The following is a 19,082-nucleotide window of genomic DNA, read 5'->3' as shown; positions in this document are numbered from 1 at the left end:
CACGCGCGGTGTCCTACTCGGGGACGGCCTCGATCCCGTACTGGCCGATCTTGCGGTAGAGCGTGGACCGCGAGACGCCGAGAAGCCCGGCCGCGGCGCGCTTGTTCCCACCGGACCGGCGCAGGGCATCGATGATTGCCGCCTGCTCGGCGTCCTCGAGACGCGTACCGGTCTCCGAACCGCGGCGCGTCGGGACGCGCAGGGCCCAGGCCTCGAGGCGGCCGGGCCCGACGCGGGCGTGCGCCTCCACAAGGATGTCCTCCAGCTCCGCCACGTTGCCCTGCCACGCGACCCCGGCCAGCAGCCGCAGCGCGTCTGGGGCGAGTCGCAGCGGGGCCCCGCCGCCGAAGTGGGCCTGCCAAACGGCCCTGGCGACCTCCTCGAGGTCCTCGGGGCGGGCCCGGAGGCCGGGGATCGAGACGGCGTCCCGCAGGGTTCGGGACCACATGCGCTGGGCGAAGTCCGAAAGCTCGGTCAGATGGGTGCACACCACGGGACTCTTGCGCTCCCGCGCCTTCTGTAGCAGCGGAAGGAACGCGTGGATCCGCGCGTCCGGAACGCGATCGACGTCGAGGAAGAGGACGGGCCGGCCCCGATCCACGGCATCACGCAGGCGCTCCACCCAGATGGCGTTGCTGGAGACCTGGTCCCCGTTGAGGACCAGCGGATCCATGGTGCGCGCGCCGGGCAGGGCACCCTGGCGCTCAAGCAGGCGCGAGGCGACGAACGCCTTGCCGGACCCCGCGGGGCCGGTGAGCCGCACGTTGAGCGGCGTGCCGAGGAGTGCGCCGAGCCGGGCGCGCAGCGCCCGGGCCTGGTCGCTGACCCCGGGGAACACGGACACGAGGTCCTCGGCTCCCGCGGCGGCGCGCGCCATCCCGGCTGCCTGCCGGGGTGCGCCGAGGGCAATGACCGCCCCGGCGATGGCGCCGGTCCCCGTCAGCGCCGTCCACAGCAGCCGTGCGGTCCGCCCGTCCAGGAACGGCAGTGGCTGCCAGCCGACCACCGCCTGGCTCTGGTCGTGGGCCCACCGCCACACTTCGGGGTGGTTGAAGACGCCGAACAGCGGCGCGGTGGCCGCGTCCGCCAGGAGCATGTCCGGGCCGACGGCGAAGACGTTCGTCTCGCCGCGCTCCACAAACCACTGGAACGCGTGCGGCAGGGGCGCGTCCGGCGGCGGGGCGGCGGCGTCGTGGTCGGTCACGGCGCCATTGTCGCAGGGCGGCGGCCGGCCCTGCGGCTCTACCTGGGCGCATACCACCTGCTGGGGTACCTGGCGGGGGCGACCCACGTGCTGTGGGGATCGAATGTGGCGATCCGGCGATCCGCGTGGAGTAACGTCCGCGGCCGCGTCCACCGGGACGACCCGGACGTCCACGACGACATGGACCTGGCCCTCGCCCTGGGCCCCACCGGCGGCATCCGCAGGGTCCGCGGTGTTCCGGTCAGAGTCTCCGCCCGCTCGCTGCGCGGCCGCCGGCAGGCCGTGCGCCGCTGGCGGCGCGCCTTCCGAACCCTTCGACTCAATTGGCGGGACGCTCCCCCGTGGGTTCGCTGGGCACGGCGGGCCAGACTCCTTGGGCGACCTGGAGGACGAGCCACGGGCTGAACGCGAACGGCGCCGCCTCCACCGCGGTCCGGGCGCGCTCCGGATCGACCCACCGGTACTCGGCGACCTCGTCGGGCGCCGGATCGGGCTCTCCGGCCGCGCGGGCCGCGAAGACGGGACACACCTCGTTCTCCACCAGGCCCGAGGGGTCCGTCGCGCGGTACCGGAAGCCGGGCAGCACGGGACGGATGTCGGCCAGCTCCAGCCCCAGCTCGCGGCGGGCCCGGCGGACGACGGCTTCCTCGGGCGCCTCCCCGGGGCCGGGGTGCCCGCAGAAGGAGTTCGTCCAGACCCCGGGCCAGGTGCGCTTGCCCAGGGACCGTCGGGTCACCAGGACACGTCCCCGCGCGTCGTAGACGTGGCAGGAAAAGGCGAGGTGGAGTGGCGTCTCGCGCCCGTGGACCGTCGCTTTCTCCTGCGTGCCGCACGGCCGGCCCGCGCCGTCGAGCAGGACCACGAGCTCGCTCACCGCTCGCCTCCGGATGCTTCGGCCCGCGCCGTGATCCGCCGGGCCATACCCGTGAAGATCACGCCGTGGAAGGGCAGCATGGCCAGCCAGTAGGCGCGCCCGGCCAGGCCCCGGGGCATGAACACGGCCCGTTGGGTGTACCGGCTGCCCGTTCCGTCGGGCTCGATCCCGAATTCCAGCCAGGCCTGTCCCGGCACCTTCATCTCGGCGCGGAGCCGCAGCAGGCGCGGCGGGTCGAGCTCCTCGACCCGCCAGAAGTCCAGGGCGTCGCCGACGCGCAGCGAGCTCCGGCTGCGGCGGCCCCTGGCCAGGCCGACTCCGCCGACCAGCTTGTCCAGCAGGCCCCTGGCACGCCAGGCCCGCGGCAGGGAGTACCAGCCTGCCTCCCCGCCGATGGCCGAGACGGTCTCCCACAGCGCTTCCGGCGGCGCGGACGTGGACCGGCTCCGCCGGTCCACCAGGACCGTCCGCCCGGCCCAGTCGGGGTCCGACGGCAGCGGCTCGGCGGGCTGCTCGACGGCGTGGGCCGTCGCCCAGCTGGTCTCCACGGCGTCCCCGCTGATCCGCTCCAGGGCGAGACCCACGGCGCGGCGGTAGCCGCACAGGCCCTCCGGCGGCGGCGGGACGAGCCGGTCGATCGAGCGGTCCCGCATCACGCAATCGTGCTGCAGCGACTCGACCAGCGGTACCGCGAGGGCGCGGGGGATGGGGGTGACAAGGTTGACCCACTGGGCGGCGAGCCACGGCGTGAGCACCGGAAGCGGGAGGATGGCGGGCCGGCGGATGCCGGCGGCGTCGGCGTAGACGCGCATCATGTCGCCGTAGGCCAGGACGTCCGGTCCACCGATGTCGTAGGTGCCGGCCGCGTCGGGCGGGAGCTCGCAGCAGGCCATGAGGTAGTGCAGGGTGTCGCGGATCGCGATGGGCTGGACCTTGTTGCGGACCCACCGCGGGGCAGGCATCACCGGCAGCACATCGGTCAGGTGGCGGACCATCTCGAAGCTCGCGGACCCGGACCCGATGACCAGCCCCGCCTGCAGGACCACGGTGGGGACGCCGGAGGCCGCGAGGATCCGGCCCACCTCCTCGCGCGAGGCGAGGTGACGGCTCAGCGGACCGTCCGGATGGAGCCCCGCGAGGTAGACGATCCGGCCCACGCCCGCGGCCCGCGCCGCCGAAGCGGCCTCCAGGGCGCAGGCCCTCTCGACGCGCCCGAAGTCCCGCCCCTGCCCCAGCGAGTGGACCAGGTAGAAGAGCACGTCGGCGCCCTCGCAGAGCCGCGCAGCGGCCGACGCGTCCTCGAGGCCGCCCACGGCGATACGCACGTCGTCCGCCCACGGCAGACCCCGCAGCCTGCCGGGGTCCCGGGTCAGGACGGCGACCTGGTGGCCGGCCGCCAGGAGGCGCGGAACCAGCCGCGCGCCCACGTACCCCGAGGCGCCGGCGACGGCGGCCCTCACGCCGGGACCCCGCCGTCGCGCCGTCCCGGGCCGTCCGGCTGGGCGGCGCCGCGCCGGGCCGGGGCGCCGTCGCGCGCCCGGCCTGCCGCGCGGAGGCGCAGACCCACGGCCGCCGCGACCACGACGGCGGTGAGGGTGGCCGCGACCCAAGCCACGCCCGGGGCCGCGAGGCCTCCGTCGATCCGTCCGATCGCGATCCAGGCCAGGCCCCAGGCGACGGCGCCCGGTGCCGCCAGGCGCCCCCGGGTCGCGACGGAGGTCCCGGTGCCGGCGGCGGCCGCCACGGCCAGAACGGCCGCGACCACGCCCGTGACCGGCCACCCCCACGCGGCCGCGCCGAGCGAAGCCAGCCAGGCGGACACGTTGGCGGCCACGGCCACGGTCGTCCACCCCAGGTAGAGGCCGAACGTGCCGTGGACGGCGACCGCCTCCCACTGGTCCGCCGGGCGCCTGGCCGCCAGCAGGGACGCCAGGCGCCCGAGGACGGCAAGCAGCACGAGGATGACCAGCACGCTGGTTCCGACCCAACCGGCCTGGACGACCCAGATCCACGCGGCGTTAAGCAGCATGGACGCCACCGCCCAGGGCCGGACCTCGGCGTGCCTGGCCGTCCGTGCGCGGCCGGGGAGGAGCTGCAGGACCGCGTAGCACAGCAGGCCGGCGTAGATGACGGACCAGATGCGGAAGGCCCCGGCGCCCGGGGCCAGAGGGGTGGCATCCGCTCCCAAGAGACCCCCTGCCGCCTGGGAGATGGGGGTCCCACCGAGGGCGCCGCTGCCCGCGAAGGCCGCGATGACCGCGAGGAGCGCCCCGGCCAGGGCCAGCAGGGCGGCCGCTGGAGGACGGCGCAGCGCCGCATCCCCCGGGTGGCGCCTTCGGCTGTCCGTCACGGCGAACGACCTCCCTTCCCGCAGGGCCTCGACAACGGTGGTGTGCTCAGCCATGATGTCCCTAGTTTGGTTGGTAATCAACCCTTGGAAGGAAAACCGTGAGCGCCTCCGTCCCGCCCCGCCCGCGCCCCAGGCGAACGCTGCCATGACTCCGGCACCCGACGAAGTGCAGCTGTTGCCTCCCGCGACCGCGCACGAGGGCGCGCGCCCGCGGGACGGCGGGGTCTCCGGCGACGGCGGGGCGTTCGAGGACCTCGTGGACCGGGAGTTGGAGTCCTTCTTCGAACGCGGCCGCCGGCGCAGACGGGAAGCCTCCGCTTCGTCTGCGGAGTTCTGGGAGCGCCTTCGGGCGGCGTCCGCGGGCGGCAAACGGGTCCGCCCGCGGCTGGTCGGCCTGGCCTACCGTGGTTTCGGGGGATCCGAGCCGGCGCGCGCCGCGCGCCTGGGGGCCGCCTTCGAACTCCTGCACACGGCGCTGCTGACCCACGACGACGTGGTGGACCGCGACTTCCTGCGCCGCGGCGCTCCGACGCTCGGGGCCCACTACCGCGACGGGGCGCTCCTGGGCGGACTGCAACGCGCGGACGCGACGCATGTGGGCTACTCGGCCGCCCTGATCGGTGGGGACCTCCTGCTCGCCGGGGCGGTGGCGCTGGCCCACCGGTCGGCGGCAGGGCTGGCGCAGGCGGAGGCGGTCACCGACCGCTTCGACCACGCCGTGGCCGACGCCGCCGCCGGGGAGCTCGAGGACCTCCTCATGTCGTGCCTGCCGCCCACGGACCATCCGCCCGCCGAGCGGATCCTCGCCATGGAGGCGCTCAAGACCGCGTCCTACTCCTTCGCCGCGCCGCTCGCGGCGGGCGCCCTCCTGGCCGGTGCCACCGGGGAGCAGGCGGACACCGTGGCGCAGGCCGGACGGAAACTCGGCGCGGCCTACCAGGTGGTCGACGACGTCCTCGGAACCTTCGGCGACCCCTCGGCCACCGGGAAGCCCGTGGACTCGGACCTCCGCGAAGGCAAGGCGACCCTCCTGACGGCCTTCGCGTGCCAAACCGACCCGGGGTTCCCCACGCTTCTCGCCGGGGCCCGGGAGGGTTCGGCGTCCCCCGGGCTCGTGCGCGGCGCCTTGCGCCGCGCCGGCGCCGAGGCCCACGCGCGGGGCGTCGCGGCCCGCCTGGTCGACGAGGCCCTCGACGCCGTCCGCACCGCGGCGCCGAGCAGCGACCTCGCCGCGGAACTGGAGCGGGTCGGCCGCGCGGTCCTGGCGAGGAGGAGGTGAGCGTGGATCCGTTCAGCACCTACACGCGGGCCGCCGCGCGCAGTGCGGGCACCGTGATCGGAGAGTACTCGACCTCGTTCGGCTGGGCCTGCCGCCTCCTGCCCCGGGCGGCCCGCAGCGACATCGCCGCGATTTACGCGCTGGTCAGGGTCGCGGACGAAGCCGTCGACGGCGCGGCCGCCGGGGCCGGTCTCTCCCCTGGAGACGTCGGCAAGGAGCTGGACCGGCTCGAGGCCGAGACGGTGCGGGCCCTGCGGACCGGCTACAGCACGAACCTCGTCGTCCACGCCTTCGCGCAGGCGGCCCGCCGGCACGGCATCACTTGCGCCCTGACGGGCCCGTTCTTTGCCTCCATGCGGGCGGACCTCACTCGGACCCGGCACGGCGCCGAGAGCCTGCGGAGCTACATCCACGGTTCCGCCGAGGTCGTCGGGCTGATGTGCCTGCAGGTCTTCCGCTCGCTGCCCGGCACCGCGACGGGGCGCGACGCCGAACTGGACGCGGCGGCCCAGCGCCTGGGCGCGGCGTTCCAGAAGGTCAACTTCCTGCGCGACCTGGCGGACGACCGGTCCCAGTTGGGGCGCACCTACCTCCCGGGGACGGGCGCCGACGAGTTCGGCGAGCCGGCGAAGGCCGCGGCGCTGGCCGACATCCGCGCCGACCTCGACGCCGCGGCGGCGGCACTTCCGCTCCTGGCCCCCGGGGCTCGGCGGGCCGTCGGGCTCGCGCTTGCCCTGTTTGCCACGCTGGCCGACCGCATCGAGGCCACGCCGGCGGAGGTCCTCTCCGACCGAAGGGTCCGCGTCGGCGGGATCCGCAAGGCCTGGGTCGCCGGGCGGTCGCTTACCGGCCCGGCGTTCTCCCGGCAGCCGGCACGGGAGCGGGTCCGTGGGTAGCCGCGCCGTCGTCATCGGGGGCGGCTTCGCCGGGCTGGCGACGGCCGGGCTCCTGGCCCGTGACGGGCACGACGTCGTGGTGTTGGAACAGCGCTCCGGGCTGGGCGGCCGCTCCGGCCGGTGGTCCGCCGACGGCTTCCGCTTCGACACGGGCCCCTCCTGGTACCTGATGCCCGAGGTCATCGACCGCTGGTTCCGGCTCATGGGCACCAGCGCGGCCAGGGAGCTGGACCTCGTGCGCCTGGACCCCGCCTACCGCGTCTGGTTCGGGCCGGACGGGGGTCCCACCGACGTCCGCTCCGGCAGACGGGAAGCCGTGCGGCTCTTCGAGCGCCTCGAGCCGGGATCCGGGCCCCGCTTGGAGCGCTACCTCGACTCCGCCGCGGAGACGTACGGCACCGCCAAGCGGCACTTCCTCTACGACGGATTCGACTCCCTGCGGGGCCTCGCCGACCCGGCCGTCCTCGGCCGGGCGCCGCGCCTCGCCGGCCTCCTCGGGACGTCCCTGCACCGGCACGCGGCGCGCCGCTTCCGGGACCCCCGGCTGCGCCAGCTGCTGGGCTACCCCGCGGTCTTCCTCGGGACGACCCCCTACCGGGCCCCGGCGATGTACCACCTGATGAGCCACCTCGACCTCGACGACGGGGTCTGGTACCCGCAGGGCGGGTTCGCCGCCGTCGTCGACGCGATGCACCGCCTCGCCCGGGAGGCCGGCGTGGAGGTGCGGACCGGCGCCGCCGTCGTCGGCATCGAGACGCGACCGCAGCCGCGGCGGGCGGGGCGGGGCCCGCGCACGCGCGCCACCGGCGTCGCCTACCGGACGCGGGCCGGGGACACGGTGCGTCTCGCCGCGGAGACGGTCGTCGCCGCGGCCGACCTCCACCACGTGGAGCGCGACCTGCTCGCGCCCGGGCTGGGCCGGCGCTCCCCCGCGGCCCGGCAGCTGACGGACCCTGGGCCCAGCGCCGTCCTCGTCTGCGCCGGCGTGCGCGGCGCCCTGCCCGAGCTCGCCCACCACAACCTGTTCTTCACGCCCGACTGGGAGGACAACTTCGCGCGCATCCGCAGGGGCCGGCCGCTGGCGCCGGAGACGTCGGTCTACGCGAGCCGGACCAGCGCCACCGACCCCGGCGCCGCCCCGGCGGGCGACGAGAACCTGTTCCTGCTGGTTCCCGCGCCCGCCGCCCCGGAGTGGGGGCGCGGCGGCACCGCGGGCCGCGGGGACCGCCGCGTGGAGGAGGTGGCGGACGCGGCCCTCGACCAGGTCGGCAGGTGGGCCGGCGTCCCGGACCTGGCCGGCCGGGTCGCCGTCCGCCGGACCTTCGGGCCCGCGGACTTCGTGGATGGGTTCAACGCCTGGCGCGGCAGCGCACTCGGTCCCGCCCACATCCTGCGCCAAAGCGCCTTCCTCCGCTCCGGCAACCGCAGTCGGCGCGTCGCAGGGTTGTTCTTCGCCGGATCCTCCGTCCGCCCGGGGATCGGCGTGCCCATGTGCCTGATCAGTGCGGAGATCGTGCTTGAGGCCGTCCGGAGCGGCAGGCGCCCGGGGTCCGGGCGGGGTCCGGCCGCTCCGAGTGCCGCCAGGCTGGGTGAGCCTCCCAAGGCCGGCCCCACTTCGGGCGGGGAACCCGGCGCCGGGGCCGACCCGGCGGCGGAGAGGAGCGCGGCGTGGCCTACCTAGCGATCCTGCTGTCGGTGACGGCGTGTCTGGGCCTCCTCGATGCCCGGTTCCGGCTCTTCGTCTGGCACCGCCCGGCCCGCGCGGTCCTGACGCTCGCCGCGGGAACGGTCTTCTTCCTGGGCTGGGACGTGTGGGCGATCGCGGAGGGCATCTTCCTGCACCGCGATTCGCCGCTGATGACGGGGATCATGCTGTCGGACCAGTTGCCGCTCGAGGAGGCGTTCTTCCTCCTGTTCCTGTGCTACCAGACGATGGTCCTGTTCACAGGGTTCCTGCGCCTGCAATCCCACAGGAACCGGCGAAAGGAGGCAGCATGCAGTACTGGCAGCTGAACTGCGTCTTTTTGGCAGCCGCGGGGTTCGTTCTGGCCACCGGACTGCTGCGAAGCGGACGGCGGCGCGCGGACTGGCAGCGGTGCGCGGACGGGCGGGCCTTCCGGCGCCGTGGTCTGGCGGCCGCTCTCGCCGGGACCGCTGGCGCGTTGCTCGCCCTGACGGCGGTCTTCGACAACGCCATGATCGCCGTCGGGCTTTTCGACTACGCGGATGGACCGATCTCCGGCGTGCGGCTCGGGCTCGCCCCGGTCGAGGACTTCGCCTACCCGGCCGCGGCGGCGATGCTGCTCCCCGGGCTGTGGCTCCTGTTCGGCGCGGAGGACGGACCCACATGAGGGAACTGCTGGCGACCTCCCGTCCGCTGTCGTGGGTGAACACGGCCTACCCCTTCGCGGCCGCCTACCTGCTGGCCGGAGGCGGCCCCGGCTGGCTGTTCGCCCTGGGAACGTTCTTCTTCCTGATCCCCTACAACTTGGCGATGTACGGGATCAACGACGTCTTCGACTACGAGTCCGACCTGCGCAACCCGCGGAAAGGCGGGGTGGAGGGGGCCGTCCTCCAGCGCACCGCGCACCGGCGGGTCCTGTGGGCCGCGGCCGTGTCCACCGTGCCGCTGGCCCTCGCGCTCGCGGCGGCCGGCGGGGCAGCGGCCTCCGTCGTCCTCGCGGTCTCCCTCTTTGCCGTCTACGCCTACAGCGCCCCCGGGCTGCGCTTCAAGGAGCGACCGGTCGTCGATTCGATCACGTCGAGCACCCACTTCGTCTCCCCCGCCGTGTTTGGCTGGGTGCTGGCCGGCGGGGAGACCGGGGCGGGGACTCTGGCCGCGTTCGCCGCGTTCTTCTGCTGGGGCCTGTCCAGCCACGCGTTCGGCGCGGTCCAGGACATCGTGCCGGACCGCGCCGCGGGCCTGGGTTCCGTGGCCACCGTGTGGGGCGCCCGGCGGACCGTCGCGGCGGCGACGGCCGGGTACGCCGCGGCCGGGCTGCTCTGCCTCGCAACGCCCTTTCCGGGGCCCCTGGCCGGCCTGCTGGCCCTTCCGTACGCGGTCAACACGGCCCGGTTCCTGCGCGTCGACGACAGGACCTCCGCCGCCGCCCACGCGGGGTGGAGGACGTTCCTCTGGCTCAACTACGCCTGCGGGTTCGTCCTGACCCTCCTGCTACTGTGGGCCGGTTTGGCCGACGCGTCCGGCTAGCCCACCCGACCTTCCCCCCCACGTCCGACCACCGCCCAGGAGAAAGCCGCCCATGGCCACCGACCCCCGAGACTCCCTCTACAGCCTGGAGGGGAGCGACCCCCGCTCCGAGCTGATCGAGCGCGGCGGACTGGCGGACGAAGACCTCCGACAGATCGACCAGGTCATGGCCGCCATGGGTCGGCTGCGCGGCGTCGAGCGCCGGATCTCGGAGGCGTCCGAACGCTACATGCGCCTCGGCCAGCGGGACATGCGCGCGCTGCACTTCCTCATCGTGTGCGCCAACACGGGCGAACTGTGCACGCCCGGCATGCTCGCCCGCCATCTGGCGATCAGCACCGCGTCGACGACAAAGCTCCTCGACCGGCTGGAGACGGGAGGACACATTCGCCGCCAACCCCACCCCAACGACCGCCGGGCGGTCTGCGTCGAGGTCCTGGCGGAAACGCGCGCCGCGGCGCGGGAGTCGGTGGGCCGGCACCACGCCGCCCGGTTCGGGCCCGCCGCCCACCTTTCCCGCGACGAGCGGGACACCGTAATCCGCTTTCTGCGGGAAACCGCGGATGCGATGCAAGAGAGCCTGGAGGCGGCAAAGGAAAACCGGCCGGCATAGGCGGAGCAGGCAAGGGCCTCGCTGACAGCACCTGGTCCTGATCCTCCATCGGGCGCAAGCATGCCGCCGAGTTCAGGGCGCGCTGGTCCGGCTCCGCGTCCGGCCCTCCACAGGCGCGTTTGTTGGGGTGGGCGTCCACCATCGGGTGCGTTCGGGCCCGGGGGCGGGGCTGGCGGGGGATGCTGGGGGCATGCCTCCCTTGGATGCGGAACGGCGCCAGGACGCTGGCGGGTTGGGGCCGGACGACGGCGGCGTCGCCGGCGTCCCTGGCCTGTCCGCGCCCGCGCTGATCGAGCGGATCGGGCAGCTGGGGGCGGTGCTGCTCGGCCTGTCGGAGGCGGTTGCGGGCGTGGATCTGGGCCCGGAGGAGGCGGCGGCGGTGCTGGGCGTGGTCGAGCGGACCGGGAACGGGCTCGACCGGTTGCGGGTGGCCGCGGCCGGGGCCGCGGACCGGGCGAGGGTGACCGACGTGGGCCGGCCTCCGGGCAACCCGGCCGGCCGCTCCCGGTACAAGGACACGGCGGACTACATGCGCCGCGAGCTGCACCTCGGCGCGGCAGAGGCCCGCCGCCGGCTGGCGGCCGGGGCCCGGCTGCTGCCGCGCACCACGCTCACCGGCGAGGTCCTGCCGCCGCTGCACGAACGGCTGGCCGACGCGTTCGCCACCGGACGCGTCGGGCTGGCCGGGGCGATGAGAGGGTGTCAGATCTTCTGTGTAAGTGGTGACTGATCGACTCGGAAGGAGAACGATCATGACCATGACCGAGGACGAGGCGCAACGGCGCTCGACGGCGGACCTGGCAAGCGAGTTGGAGGCTTCCGGGGCCTTGGACGCCCTGTTCGATCGGATTGATTCGGGCGAGGCGAGATTGACGGGTGAAGGCGGCTTGCTGCCGGCACTGGTGAAGGCGGCGCTGGAGCGCGGGCTCAAGGTGGAGCTGGATGAGCACCTCGGCTACGAGAAGGGAGCCGCGGATGCTGCGAACTTCCGCAACTCGCGTAACGGGACGTCGGCGAAGCGCCTGGCCACCGAGGCGGGACCAGTGGACCTGGACGTGCCCCGGGACCGGGAGGGGACCTTCAGCCCCCGCCTGGTGCCCAAGGGCCAGCGTCGGCTCGGTGGACTGGACGAGATCATCATCTCGCTCTATGCCGGCGGCATGACCGTCCGGGACATCCAGCACCACCTCGCCACGACGATCGGCACCGATTTGTCGCGGGAGACGATCTCGAAGATCACCGACGAGATCCTCGAGGAGGTCATGGCCTGGCAGCAGCGGCCGCTGGAGGCCTTCTACCCGGTGGTGTACCTGGACGCCCTGGTGGTGAAGATCCGTAGCGGCGCGCACGTGGCCAACCGGTCCGCGCACATCGCGGTGGGCGTGGACATGGAGGGCATCAAACACGTCCTGGGCATCTGGGTCCAGGCCAGCGAAGGCGCGAAGTTCTGGGCCGGGGTCTGCGCCGAACTGGCCAACCGCGGGGTCAAGGACGTGCTCTTCGTCTGCTGCGACGGCCTCGTGGGCCTGCCCGAGGCCGTGGAGGCGACGTGGCCGAACACGATGATCCAGACCTGCGTCGTCCACCTCATCCGGGCCTCAACCAGGTTCGTGGCCTACGACAAGCGCAAGCCCGTGGTTGCCGCCCTGAAGCCGGTGTACCAAGCGGCCAACGAAACGGCAGCCCGAGCCGCGCTTGAGGATTTCGCCGCCTCGCCACTGGGAAAGTCCAACCCGAACACCATCGCCGTCTTCGAGCGGAACTGGGAGCGCTTCGTCCCGTTCCTGGCCTTTCCCCCGATGCTTCGCCGCGTGCTCTATACGACGAACTCGATCGAGTCCCTGAACTACCAGCTGCGCAAGGTGATCAAGAACCGCGGGCACTTCCCCAGCGACGAGGCGGCCGTCAAGCTCCTGTGGCTGGCGATCTGCAACATCGAGGACAAACGGGCACGCGAACGGGAGAAGCACGGTACACCCCAAGGAGGAGGATCCAACAAGACCGACTGCCGGCTCGTCGAAGGACAAGTCACGACGAACTGGAAGCAGGCACTCGGCCAGCTCGCACTCGCCTATCCAGAGCGAATCGAGCCCTACCTATGAACCCCAGCCCTTACACAAAAGTCTTGACAGGCCCGGCGATTGATGGTCGCCGACGGCCTGGAGAAGGCCGCTCCCGTGGCCCGGCAGCGCCCGGAAGGGGCAGCGGTCCTGGAGACCATGGAGGAGCAACTGACCGGGCTCGCCGTGGCCGGGGACCGGGACACGGTGCGGACCTGCGTCGAGCGCTGGCACACCCTGCTGGACCAGGACGGGCCCGAGCCCACCGACGGGGTCCGCCACGTGATGCAGGGCCTGACCTACAAGGGACGCAAGTTCGGACTACACGAGTACCTGCTCGTCGTCGACGAGCCCCAGCACGAGGCCCTGCAGACCCTCGTCAACGCGGCCACGAACCCCAAGTCCGACTGGGCCAACGGCACCCCGCACACTCCGGCCCCCGGCGGACCAGCCCCAGGCCCCGCGGACAACGCCCCCGACGGCACCGAGGACGGCGATGATGTGCCCGGCCGCGACGTTGACGACGAAGAGCCGCTCGCCGGTGGGTTCCCGGTCGGAACCGCATCCGGGGCCGGCCCCGAGACCGGCGCTTCCGACGCGGAGGCACCGGCGGCCAGTGCGCAGGCAGCCCGCCCCGGCACGTCCGCGCTGTTCGGCGACAGCCCGCCCGGCGCCGCGCCGGAGACCCCCGCGTGGTTTGGCGGCAGTCCGCCGGGCGCCTCGCCCGACACCTCCGCGCTGTTCGGCGCGGACCCGCCCGGCGCCCTGCCCGGGGGTGGAACCGTTCCGGGGTCCGGACCGACGAAGGCCCAGGTGCGCCTGGACGCGCTGATCCACGCCGTGCGGCAAAGCCTGGCCACCGGCGCCGTGCCCGACACCGGCGGCATGCGCCCGCAGGTGATGGTCACCATCGACTACAACACGCTGCGCGGGGAGCTGGCCCCCGGCACCACCGGCCAGTCCGAATCCATGTACCAAGGTCCGGTCAACCCCCGCACCATCCGCCGGCTCGCGTGCAACGCCGGGATCATCCCCGTCGTCCTCGGCGGGGCCGGGGAACTGCTCAACGTCGGCCGCAGCCAACGCCTCTTCACCGAGAAGCAACAGCGCATGCTCTATGCCCGCGACCGCGGCTGCACCGCCCCCGGCTGTATGGTCCCGGCCAGCATGACCGAGGCCCACCACCTCGATCCCTGGTCCGGCGGCGGCGAGACCGACGTCCAGCGCGGCTGCCTCTGCTGTCCCTGGCACCACCACCTCGCCGAGGAAGGAGACTGGCAGATCCGCATGATCAAAGGCCGCCCCCATTGGATCCCACCCGCCTACATCGACCCCACCCGAACGCCCCTGCTCAACACCTACTTCCACACCGACACCTCAACGCCAGAGGAAGGGGCACCACCTGCGGACGCTTGAGCGCAACACTCCACGCGCCGCGAGTCCCTTGTGGTGGGATGTCCCCATGAGACTCGCGACCCTGCGCCGCCCGGGCGCCCCCGGAGAGACCTTCGCCGCGCTCGTCGACGGCGCGACCGCCACCGAGCTGTCCGGTGTGGCCGACGTCGGCGCGTTCCTCGCCCTGGAGAAGCGGGCCCGCGACGCGGCGGTCGCGTCCGCGTCCGGCTCGACGGGCATCCCCGTCGAAGAGGCCGACTTCGCGCCCCTGGTCGTGAACCCGTCGAAGGTCTTCTGCATCGGCCTGAACTACCGCAACCACATCCTCGAGACCGGGAACGAGGTGCCGAAGTACCCGACGGTGTTCACGAAGTTCGCGGACTCCCTGTGCGGCGCCAACGACGCCATTGAGATCCCGGCCGAGGAGCACCGGATCGACTGGGAGGGCGAGCTGGCGATCGTCGTCGGCGACGGCGGCCGCCGCATCCCCGAGGAGCGCGCGGACCAGGCCATCGCGGGCTTCGCCGTCTCCAACGACGTGTCGATGCGCGGCTGGCAGGGCCGGACCCCGGAGTGGACGCAGGGCAAGTGCTGGGAGGCCGCGACGCCCGTCGGCCCGTACCTGGTGACGCCGGACGAGTTCGCCGACGGCGCCCGCATCGCCACCCGCGTCAACGGCGAGACGGTGCAGTCGGACTCCACGAACGACCTCGTCTTCCCGCCCGCCGCCCTCGTCTCCTACCTGTCCACGATGGTCACCCTGCGCCCCGGCGACCTCATCCTCACGGGGACCCCCGCGGGTGTGGCCCTGGGCCGGCGCAACGAGGAGGGCCGGCACCCGTGGCTGCGGCCCGGCGACGTGCTGGAGACCGAGATCGAGGGCCTCGGCGTCCAGCGCAACGAGTTCACGGCGCCCACCGGCGCCTGACGGGGGCGCGTTTCGTGGGCCGGATCGTCGTCGTCGGCTCCCTCAACGCCGACCTCGCCGTCTCCTGCGAGCGGTTCCCGGCGGCGGGCGAGACGGTGCGCGGGAGCGGCTTCGCGGTCTCGCCCGGCGGCAAGGGGGCCAACCAGGCCGTCGCGGCGGCGCGGCTGGGTGCCACCGTGGCGCTGGTCGGTGCGGTCGGCGACGACCCGCACGGGGCGCTGCTGCGGGGCTCCACCGCGGACGCCGGCGTCGACGTTGCGCGCGTGCGGCGCGTGCCCGGCGAACCGACCGGCGTCGCGGTCATCACCGTCGACGCCTCGGGCGAGAACACGATCGTGGTCACCCCGGGCGCGAACGCGGCGCTCGCCCCGGCCGACGTCGCCGCCGCGGCCGACGCGTTCGACGGGGCCGCCGCCGTCTGCCTGTGCCTCGAGGTGGCTCTCGACGTCGTGGAGGCCGCCGCCCGGGCCGGCCGGGACGCGGGGGCGGCCATCGTCCTGAACCCGTCGCCCTTCGCGCCGCTGCCGCCCGGGCTGGTCGACCTCGTGGACGTCCTGCTCGTCAACCGGACCGAGGCCGCGGCGTTCCTCGGCGGCACCGCGGTGCCCCACTCCCCCGGCGACGACTGGGCGGCGGTCCAGGCCGGGTTCGCCGAGCGCGGCGCGCGGCGGGCTGTCGTGACGCTGGGTGCCGCGGGCGCGGTCGTCCTGGAGGCCGACGGCGGCGGAGCCGCTCCCGTGCCGCCGGTCCCCGTCCGGGCTCTCGACACGACGGGGGCCGGCGACGCGTTCCTGGGCGGCCTCGCGGCTCGGCTGGCCGCGGGCGATGGCCTCCGCGTCGCCGCGCGGTTCGCCTCCGCGGCCGCGGCGCTGTCCACGACGCGGCGCGGCACGCAGGGCGCCTACCCCACCGCGGACGAGGTCGCCGCACTTCTCGCGGGGCCGTAGCCACGCATCATCGGGGACGGCGGACGACGGCGAGGGTCAGGTACCCCTCGAACTTGGGTCCCTCGCCGAGGTACTCCTGCGTGGCGTCGACGACTTCCCACCCGCCGGCCACGGCCAGGACCAGGGGTTCGCGGGTCAGGTGACAGCCTCCGGCCAGGCGCCGCTGCAGCGGTTCGAGCCGGCGTTGCCACCTCCGCACGCGCGGCTCCGGGGCCAGCCCGTGCTCGAGGAAGCGCAGCGTGCCGCCTGGGGCGACGACGCGACGCAGTTCCGCCAGGGCGGCCGCCGCGTCGGGGATGGTGCAGAGGGCGAACGAGCTCACGGCGTGGTCCACGGACGCGTCGGGCAGGGCCAGCGACTGGGCGTCCGGCCCCGCGTACTCGACCGCCGGCCGCCCGCCGTGGCGGCTCGCGATGCCCCGCGCGACGGCGTTCGGCTCGACGGCCAGGACCTCGCGGACGGCGTCCGGGTAGAACGGCAGGTTCGTCCCGGAGCCGAAGCCGATCTCCAAGACACGGCCTGACAGGCCGCGGCAGAGGCTCTCGCGCCACGGCGCGAACACGGGCAGCCGGCAAGCCCGGTGGATCAGCCGGGGAAGGACGTGGTCGGCGTACAGGCCCATGGGCACCTCCGCGTCCCAGTGTGGCCGCGCGCCGCACGCGCGGCAATGCCGGGGCGCCGCCATGGCGGGCGTCGGTGGCCACCGGCGGCCACCCCCGTGTGACCCGCGCCTCTGGTCGCGTGTTGCCCCGCCGCTAGGGTGGGGACCATGACCGAGACGACCACGTTCACGACCTGCGACCTGTTCGACGCCGACGAGTCCCTGCAGTCGGTGTCGCTCCAGTTGGCGAACCTCGGCGGCCGTGCCCGCTTCACCGGGCCGGTGCGCACCGTGCGCTGCCACCGCGACAACGGGCTCGTGAAGTCCCTCCTGAACTCGCCGGGAGGGGGCGCGGTGCTGGTGGTCGACGGCGGCGGCTCGCTCGAGTCGGCCCTGATGGGGGACCTGATCGCCGCGGCCGGCGTCGCCAACGGGTGGGCCGGCGTCGTCATCAACGGCGCCGTCCGCGACCGGGTGGCCCTCGCCGGTCTGGACCTGGGCGTCAAGGCGCTCGGCTCGAACCCCCGCAAGTCCGCCAAGGACTCGGCGGGCGAGGTCGACGTCCCGGTCGATTTCGGGGGCGTGGTCTTCCGCCCCGGCGCCACCCTCTGGAGCGACGAAGACGGAATCCTCGTCACCGGCTAGGCGTCCGGTCGCGGCGGCGCCGCCGTCGTCCCCGCCCGACACCCACATCAGGAGACACCCATGATTGGATTCATCGTCGCCGGCCTCGTCATCGGCGCCCTCGCCCGCCTCATCAAGCCCGGCCGGCAGAACCTCGGCCTGCTCGCGACGCTGCTGCTCGGCCTGGCCGGCTCAGTGATCGGTGGGCTGGTCGCGAACCTGCTGGGCACCGGCGGGATCTTCGAGCTGAACGTGCTCGGCTTCGTCGTCGCGGTGATCGCCGCCGTGCTGCTGGTCGGCACGGCGGAGGCGATCGCCAGCCGCCGCCGCACCCGGTAGGCGACGACGGCGGCGCGCGGCCCCCTGCCGGGACGCGGACGGCCGCCCGCGGAACCCAGCCCATAAACCCCGACCCCGAGAGGAAGCACCATGGACATCGCCATCATCGGAGGCCACGGCAAGGTGGCCCTGCGCGCGTCCCGCCTACTGACGGACCGAGGCCACCGGGTGGACGCCATCGTCCGCAACCCGGACCACGCCGCGGACGTGGAGGCCGCGGGAGCGACCCCGCTCGTCCTCGACGTCGAGACGGCGGACGTCGAGATGCTGGCGGAGGCCCTGAGCGGGCACGACGCGGTCGTCTGGTCCGCCGGCGCCGGCGGCGGCAACCCGCAGCGGACCTTCGCCGTCGACCGCGACGCCGCGATCCGCTCGATGGAGGCCGCCGAGCGCGCCGGCGTGAAGCGCTACGTCATGGTCTCCTTCGCGACCGCCGACGAGAAGCACCTGGTCCCGGAGGACGACCCGTTCCGCCCCTACATGGACGCCAAGATCGCCGCCGACAACGCGCTGCGCGGCTCATCCCTGGACTGGACCGTCCTCGGGCCGGGCAAGCTCACTCTCGACGAGCCGACCGGCCGCGTGGAGCCGGTGACCGGCGGGCGCGGCGAGCCGAGCGACACGTCGCGCGACAACGTCGCTCAGGCGATCGTCGCGGCCCTCGACGCCCCGGAGTCGATCGGCAAGACGCTGAACTTCCGCGACGGCGGCCAGCCGATCGAGGAGTGGATCCGCGCGTAGGCAGGTCGCCAGCCACGAAAAGACCCGCCGCGGTCGAGAAGCCCCGGAGTATCGGGGTGTCTCGGCCGCGGCGGGTTCTCTCGTCCCGGACGGGGCGCCTCGCGCTGGCGGATTCGCTGCCCGCGGGTCAGGCGTTCCAGAGGCCGTACGAGTCCGCGAGGTCCGCGATCTTCTTGGCGCGGGCGAGGCGCGGCAGGTAGGACCCGTCGCCCACGGCGGCGCCGGAGGCGTGGGCGTCCAGCAGCTCGTGCGCCCACTTGAGCTCGTCCTCGCTCGGCGACAGGCCGCGGTTGACGTCCTCGACCTGGGAGACGTTGAGGCAGAGCTTGCCGGTCATGCCCATCGACTGGGTGGTCTCGCAGCTGGCCAGGACCTCCGGTCCCTGCGCCGTGGCGCCGGCCGGCCCGTCGATGGGGCCGGGCAGCTGCCCGACGCGGGAGGCGACGACGAGCTTGCCGCGCGCGTACGCGAGCGCCATCGGTTCCTCCGAGACACCGGTGTCCTTGCGGAAGTCGTTGGTCCCGAAGGCCAGGCGGAAGGTGCCGGGGGCCGAGGCGATGGCGGTGGCGTTCTCGATCCCCAGCGCGGATTCGATCAGCGCCAGCACCGGCGTGCCGGCCTGCAGGCGCATGGCGGTGTGCGTGACCTGCTCGGGCTTCTCCGTCATGGCCAGCATGACGCCGCGCAGGCCCTTGGTCTTGGACAGGGCGGCCAGGTCATCGGCCCAGTACTCGGTCTCGATCCCGTTGACGCGCACCCAGGCCGTCATGCCGGAGTTGAGGGCCTCGACGACGTAGTCCCGGGCCGTCTCCTTCTGCTCGTCCGGGACGGCGGCCTCCATGTCGAAGATGACCGAGTCGGCCTCGGACGCCAGGGCCGCCGGGTACTGGTCCTTGTGCAGCGCGTTCACGAGGAGCCACGAGCGGGAGAGTTTGGCGGGAAGGGCGGCCGCGCGCCGGTTACGAAGGACCATGCCATAAGCCTATCGAGTGCGGCGAGCGGCGTTCCACCGCAGGGGTT

At 73.9% G+C, this 19,082-nt stretch carries 21 protein-coding genes; 15 read left to right on the top strand and 6 right to left on the bottom strand.

Annotated features, from left to right (window positions below; all coding sequences use genetic code 11):
- Positions 1-13: 13 nt before the first annotated feature.
- From AC1Q5D_RS11870 to AC1Q5D_RS11855, 4 genes are all read right to left on the bottom strand, one after another.
- Positions 14-1,204 carry a helix-turn-helix domain-containing protein gene (locus AC1Q5D_RS11870; protein ID WP_481738579.1) on the bottom strand — a complete coding sequence of 397 codons (1,191 nt, stop codon included), beginning with the start codon at positions 1,202-1,204 and terminating at the stop codon, positions 14-16.
- Between the two features lie 319 nt (positions 1,205-1,523).
- Complete coding sequence (gene idi, locus AC1Q5D_RS11865; RefSeq protein WP_481738580.1) at positions 1,524-2,078, bottom strand: isopentenyl-diphosphate Delta-isomerase; 555 nt, start codon at positions 2,076-2,078, stop codon at positions 1,524-1,526.
- Positions 2,075-3,538, bottom strand: coding sequence for an SDR family oxidoreductase (locus AC1Q5D_RS11860; protein ID WP_481738581.1), 1,464 nt, complete (start codon positions 3,536-3,538; stop codon positions 2,075-2,077). The genes idi and AC1Q5D_RS11860 overlap by 4 nt, the downstream gene beginning before the upstream one ends.
- Positions 3,535-4,482, bottom strand: coding sequence for a tryptophan-rich sensory protein (locus AC1Q5D_RS11855; RefSeq protein ID WP_481738582.1), 948 nt, complete (start codon positions 4,480-4,482; stop codon positions 3,535-3,537). Before AC1Q5D_RS11855 ends, AC1Q5D_RS11860 begins: the two co-directional genes overlap by 4 nt.
- 91 nt (positions 4,483-4,573) lie before the next feature.
- On the opposite strand from AC1Q5D_RS11855, the gene AC1Q5D_RS11850 reads away from it, so the two are divergent.
- The 12 genes from AC1Q5D_RS11850 (at position 4,574) to AC1Q5D_RS11795 (ending at position 15,757) form a co-directional block, all read left to right on the top strand.
- Positions 4,574-5,707, top strand: a complete 1,134-nt coding sequence (locus tag AC1Q5D_RS11850; protein ID WP_481738583.1) for a polyprenyl synthetase family protein — start codon at positions 4,574-4,576, stop codon at positions 5,705-5,707.
- Between the two features lie 2 nt (positions 5,708-5,709).
- A complete protein-coding gene (locus AC1Q5D_RS11845) occupies positions 5,710-6,603 on the top strand; it encodes a phytoene/squalene synthase family protein (protein ID WP_481738584.1) in 894 nt (297 codons plus the stop codon).
- Positions 6,596-8,284 (top strand): phytoene desaturase family protein, encoded by a 1,689-nt coding sequence (crtI, locus tag AC1Q5D_RS11840; RefSeq protein WP_481738585.1) that lies wholly within the window; start codon positions 6,596-6,598, stop codon positions 8,282-8,284. The genes AC1Q5D_RS11845 and crtI overlap by 8 nt, the downstream gene beginning before the upstream one ends.
- Positions 8,272-8,616, top strand: a complete 345-nt coding sequence (locus AC1Q5D_RS11835) for a lycopene cyclase domain-containing protein (RefSeq protein WP_481738586.1) — start codon at positions 8,272-8,274, stop codon at positions 8,614-8,616. Before crtI ends, AC1Q5D_RS11835 begins: the two co-directional genes overlap by 13 nt.
- Positions 8,598-8,954 carry a lycopene cyclase gene (locus AC1Q5D_RS11830; RefSeq protein WP_481738587.1) on the top strand — a complete coding sequence of 119 codons (357 nt, stop codon included), beginning with the start codon at positions 8,598-8,600 and terminating at the stop codon, positions 8,952-8,954. The genes AC1Q5D_RS11835 and AC1Q5D_RS11830 overlap by 19 nt, the downstream gene beginning before the upstream one ends.
- The gene (locus AC1Q5D_RS11825; RefSeq protein WP_481738588.1) at positions 8,951-9,814 is read left to right on the top strand and encodes a prenyltransferase; all 864 of its coding nucleotides are present in this window, start codon (positions 8,951-8,953) and stop codon (positions 9,812-9,814) included. The genes AC1Q5D_RS11830 and AC1Q5D_RS11825 overlap by 4 nt, the downstream gene beginning before the upstream one ends.
- 52 nt (positions 9,815-9,866) lie before the next feature.
- Entirely contained in the window at positions 9,867-10,427 is a 561-nt protein-coding gene (locus AC1Q5D_RS11820; RefSeq protein WP_481738589.1) for a MarR family winged helix-turn-helix transcriptional regulator, read from the top strand.
- Between the two features lie 190 nt (positions 10,428-10,617).
- Positions 10,618-11,157, top strand: coding sequence for a hypothetical protein (locus tag AC1Q5D_RS11815; protein WP_481738590.1), 540 nt, complete (start codon positions 10,618-10,620; stop codon positions 11,155-11,157).
- Between the two features lie 22 nt (positions 11,158-11,179).
- On the top strand, positions 11,180-12,529 hold the full coding sequence (locus AC1Q5D_RS11810; protein WP_481738591.1) for an IS256 family transposase: 1,350 nt from the start codon (positions 11,180-11,182) through the stop codon (positions 12,527-12,529).
- Between the two features lie 42 nt (positions 12,530-12,571).
- Entirely contained in the window at positions 12,572-13,903 is a 1,332-nt protein-coding gene (locus AC1Q5D_RS11805; protein WP_481738592.1) for an HNH endonuclease signature motif containing protein, read from the top strand.
- A gap of 46 nt (positions 13,904-13,949) precedes the next feature.
- Positions 13,950-14,810 carry a fumarylacetoacetate hydrolase family protein gene (locus tag AC1Q5D_RS11800; protein ID WP_481738593.1) on the top strand — a complete coding sequence of 287 codons (861 nt, stop codon included), beginning with the start codon at positions 13,950-13,952 and terminating at the stop codon, positions 14,808-14,810.
- Positions 14,811-14,824: 14 nt separating this feature from the next.
- Complete coding sequence (locus tag AC1Q5D_RS11795) at positions 14,825-15,757, top strand: ribokinase (RefSeq protein ID WP_481738594.1); 933 nt, start codon at positions 14,825-14,827, stop codon at positions 15,755-15,757.
- 7 nt (positions 15,758-15,764) lie between these two features.
- Here the strand turns inward: AC1Q5D_RS11795 and AC1Q5D_RS11790 are convergent, their stop codons facing one another.
- On the bottom strand, positions 15,765-16,379 hold the full coding sequence (locus AC1Q5D_RS11790) for a class I SAM-dependent methyltransferase (protein ID WP_481738595.1): 615 nt from the start codon (positions 16,377-16,379) through the stop codon (positions 15,765-15,767).
- 147 nt (positions 16,380-16,526) lie between these two features.
- Here AC1Q5D_RS11790 and rraA point away from each other — a divergent pair, with 147 nt between their 5' ends.
- The 3 genes from rraA (at position 16,527) to AC1Q5D_RS11775 (ending at position 18,062) form a co-directional block, all read left to right on the top strand.
- A complete protein-coding gene (gene rraA / locus AC1Q5D_RS11785; RefSeq protein ID WP_481738596.1) occupies positions 16,527-17,003 on the top strand; it encodes a ribonuclease E activity regulator RraA in 477 nt (158 codons plus the stop codon).
- A gap of 60 nt (positions 17,004-17,063) precedes the next feature.
- On the top strand, positions 17,064-17,321 hold the full coding sequence (locus tag AC1Q5D_RS11780; protein WP_481738597.1) for a GlsB/YeaQ/YmgE family stress response membrane protein: 258 nt from the start codon (positions 17,064-17,066) through the stop codon (positions 17,319-17,321).
- A gap of 90 nt (positions 17,322-17,411) precedes the next feature.
- Positions 17,412-18,062, top strand: a complete 651-nt coding sequence (locus AC1Q5D_RS11775) for an SDR family oxidoreductase (RefSeq protein WP_481738598.1) — start codon at positions 17,412-17,414, stop codon at positions 18,060-18,062.
- Between the two features lie 127 nt (positions 18,063-18,189).
- On the opposite strand, the gene AC1Q5D_RS11770 is transcribed toward AC1Q5D_RS11775, so the two are convergent.
- Positions 18,190-19,035 (bottom strand): HpcH/HpaI aldolase/citrate lyase family protein, encoded by an 846-nt coding sequence (locus tag AC1Q5D_RS11770; protein ID WP_481738599.1) that lies wholly within the window; start codon positions 19,033-19,035, stop codon positions 18,190-18,192.
- Positions 19,036-19,082: the final 47 nt, after the last annotated feature.

This window comes from Arthrobacter paludis (genome assembly GCF_056782315.1).
The sequence above is the reverse complement of the archived record's forward strand: the minus strand, read 5'-3'. Positions and strand labels throughout refer to the sequence as shown.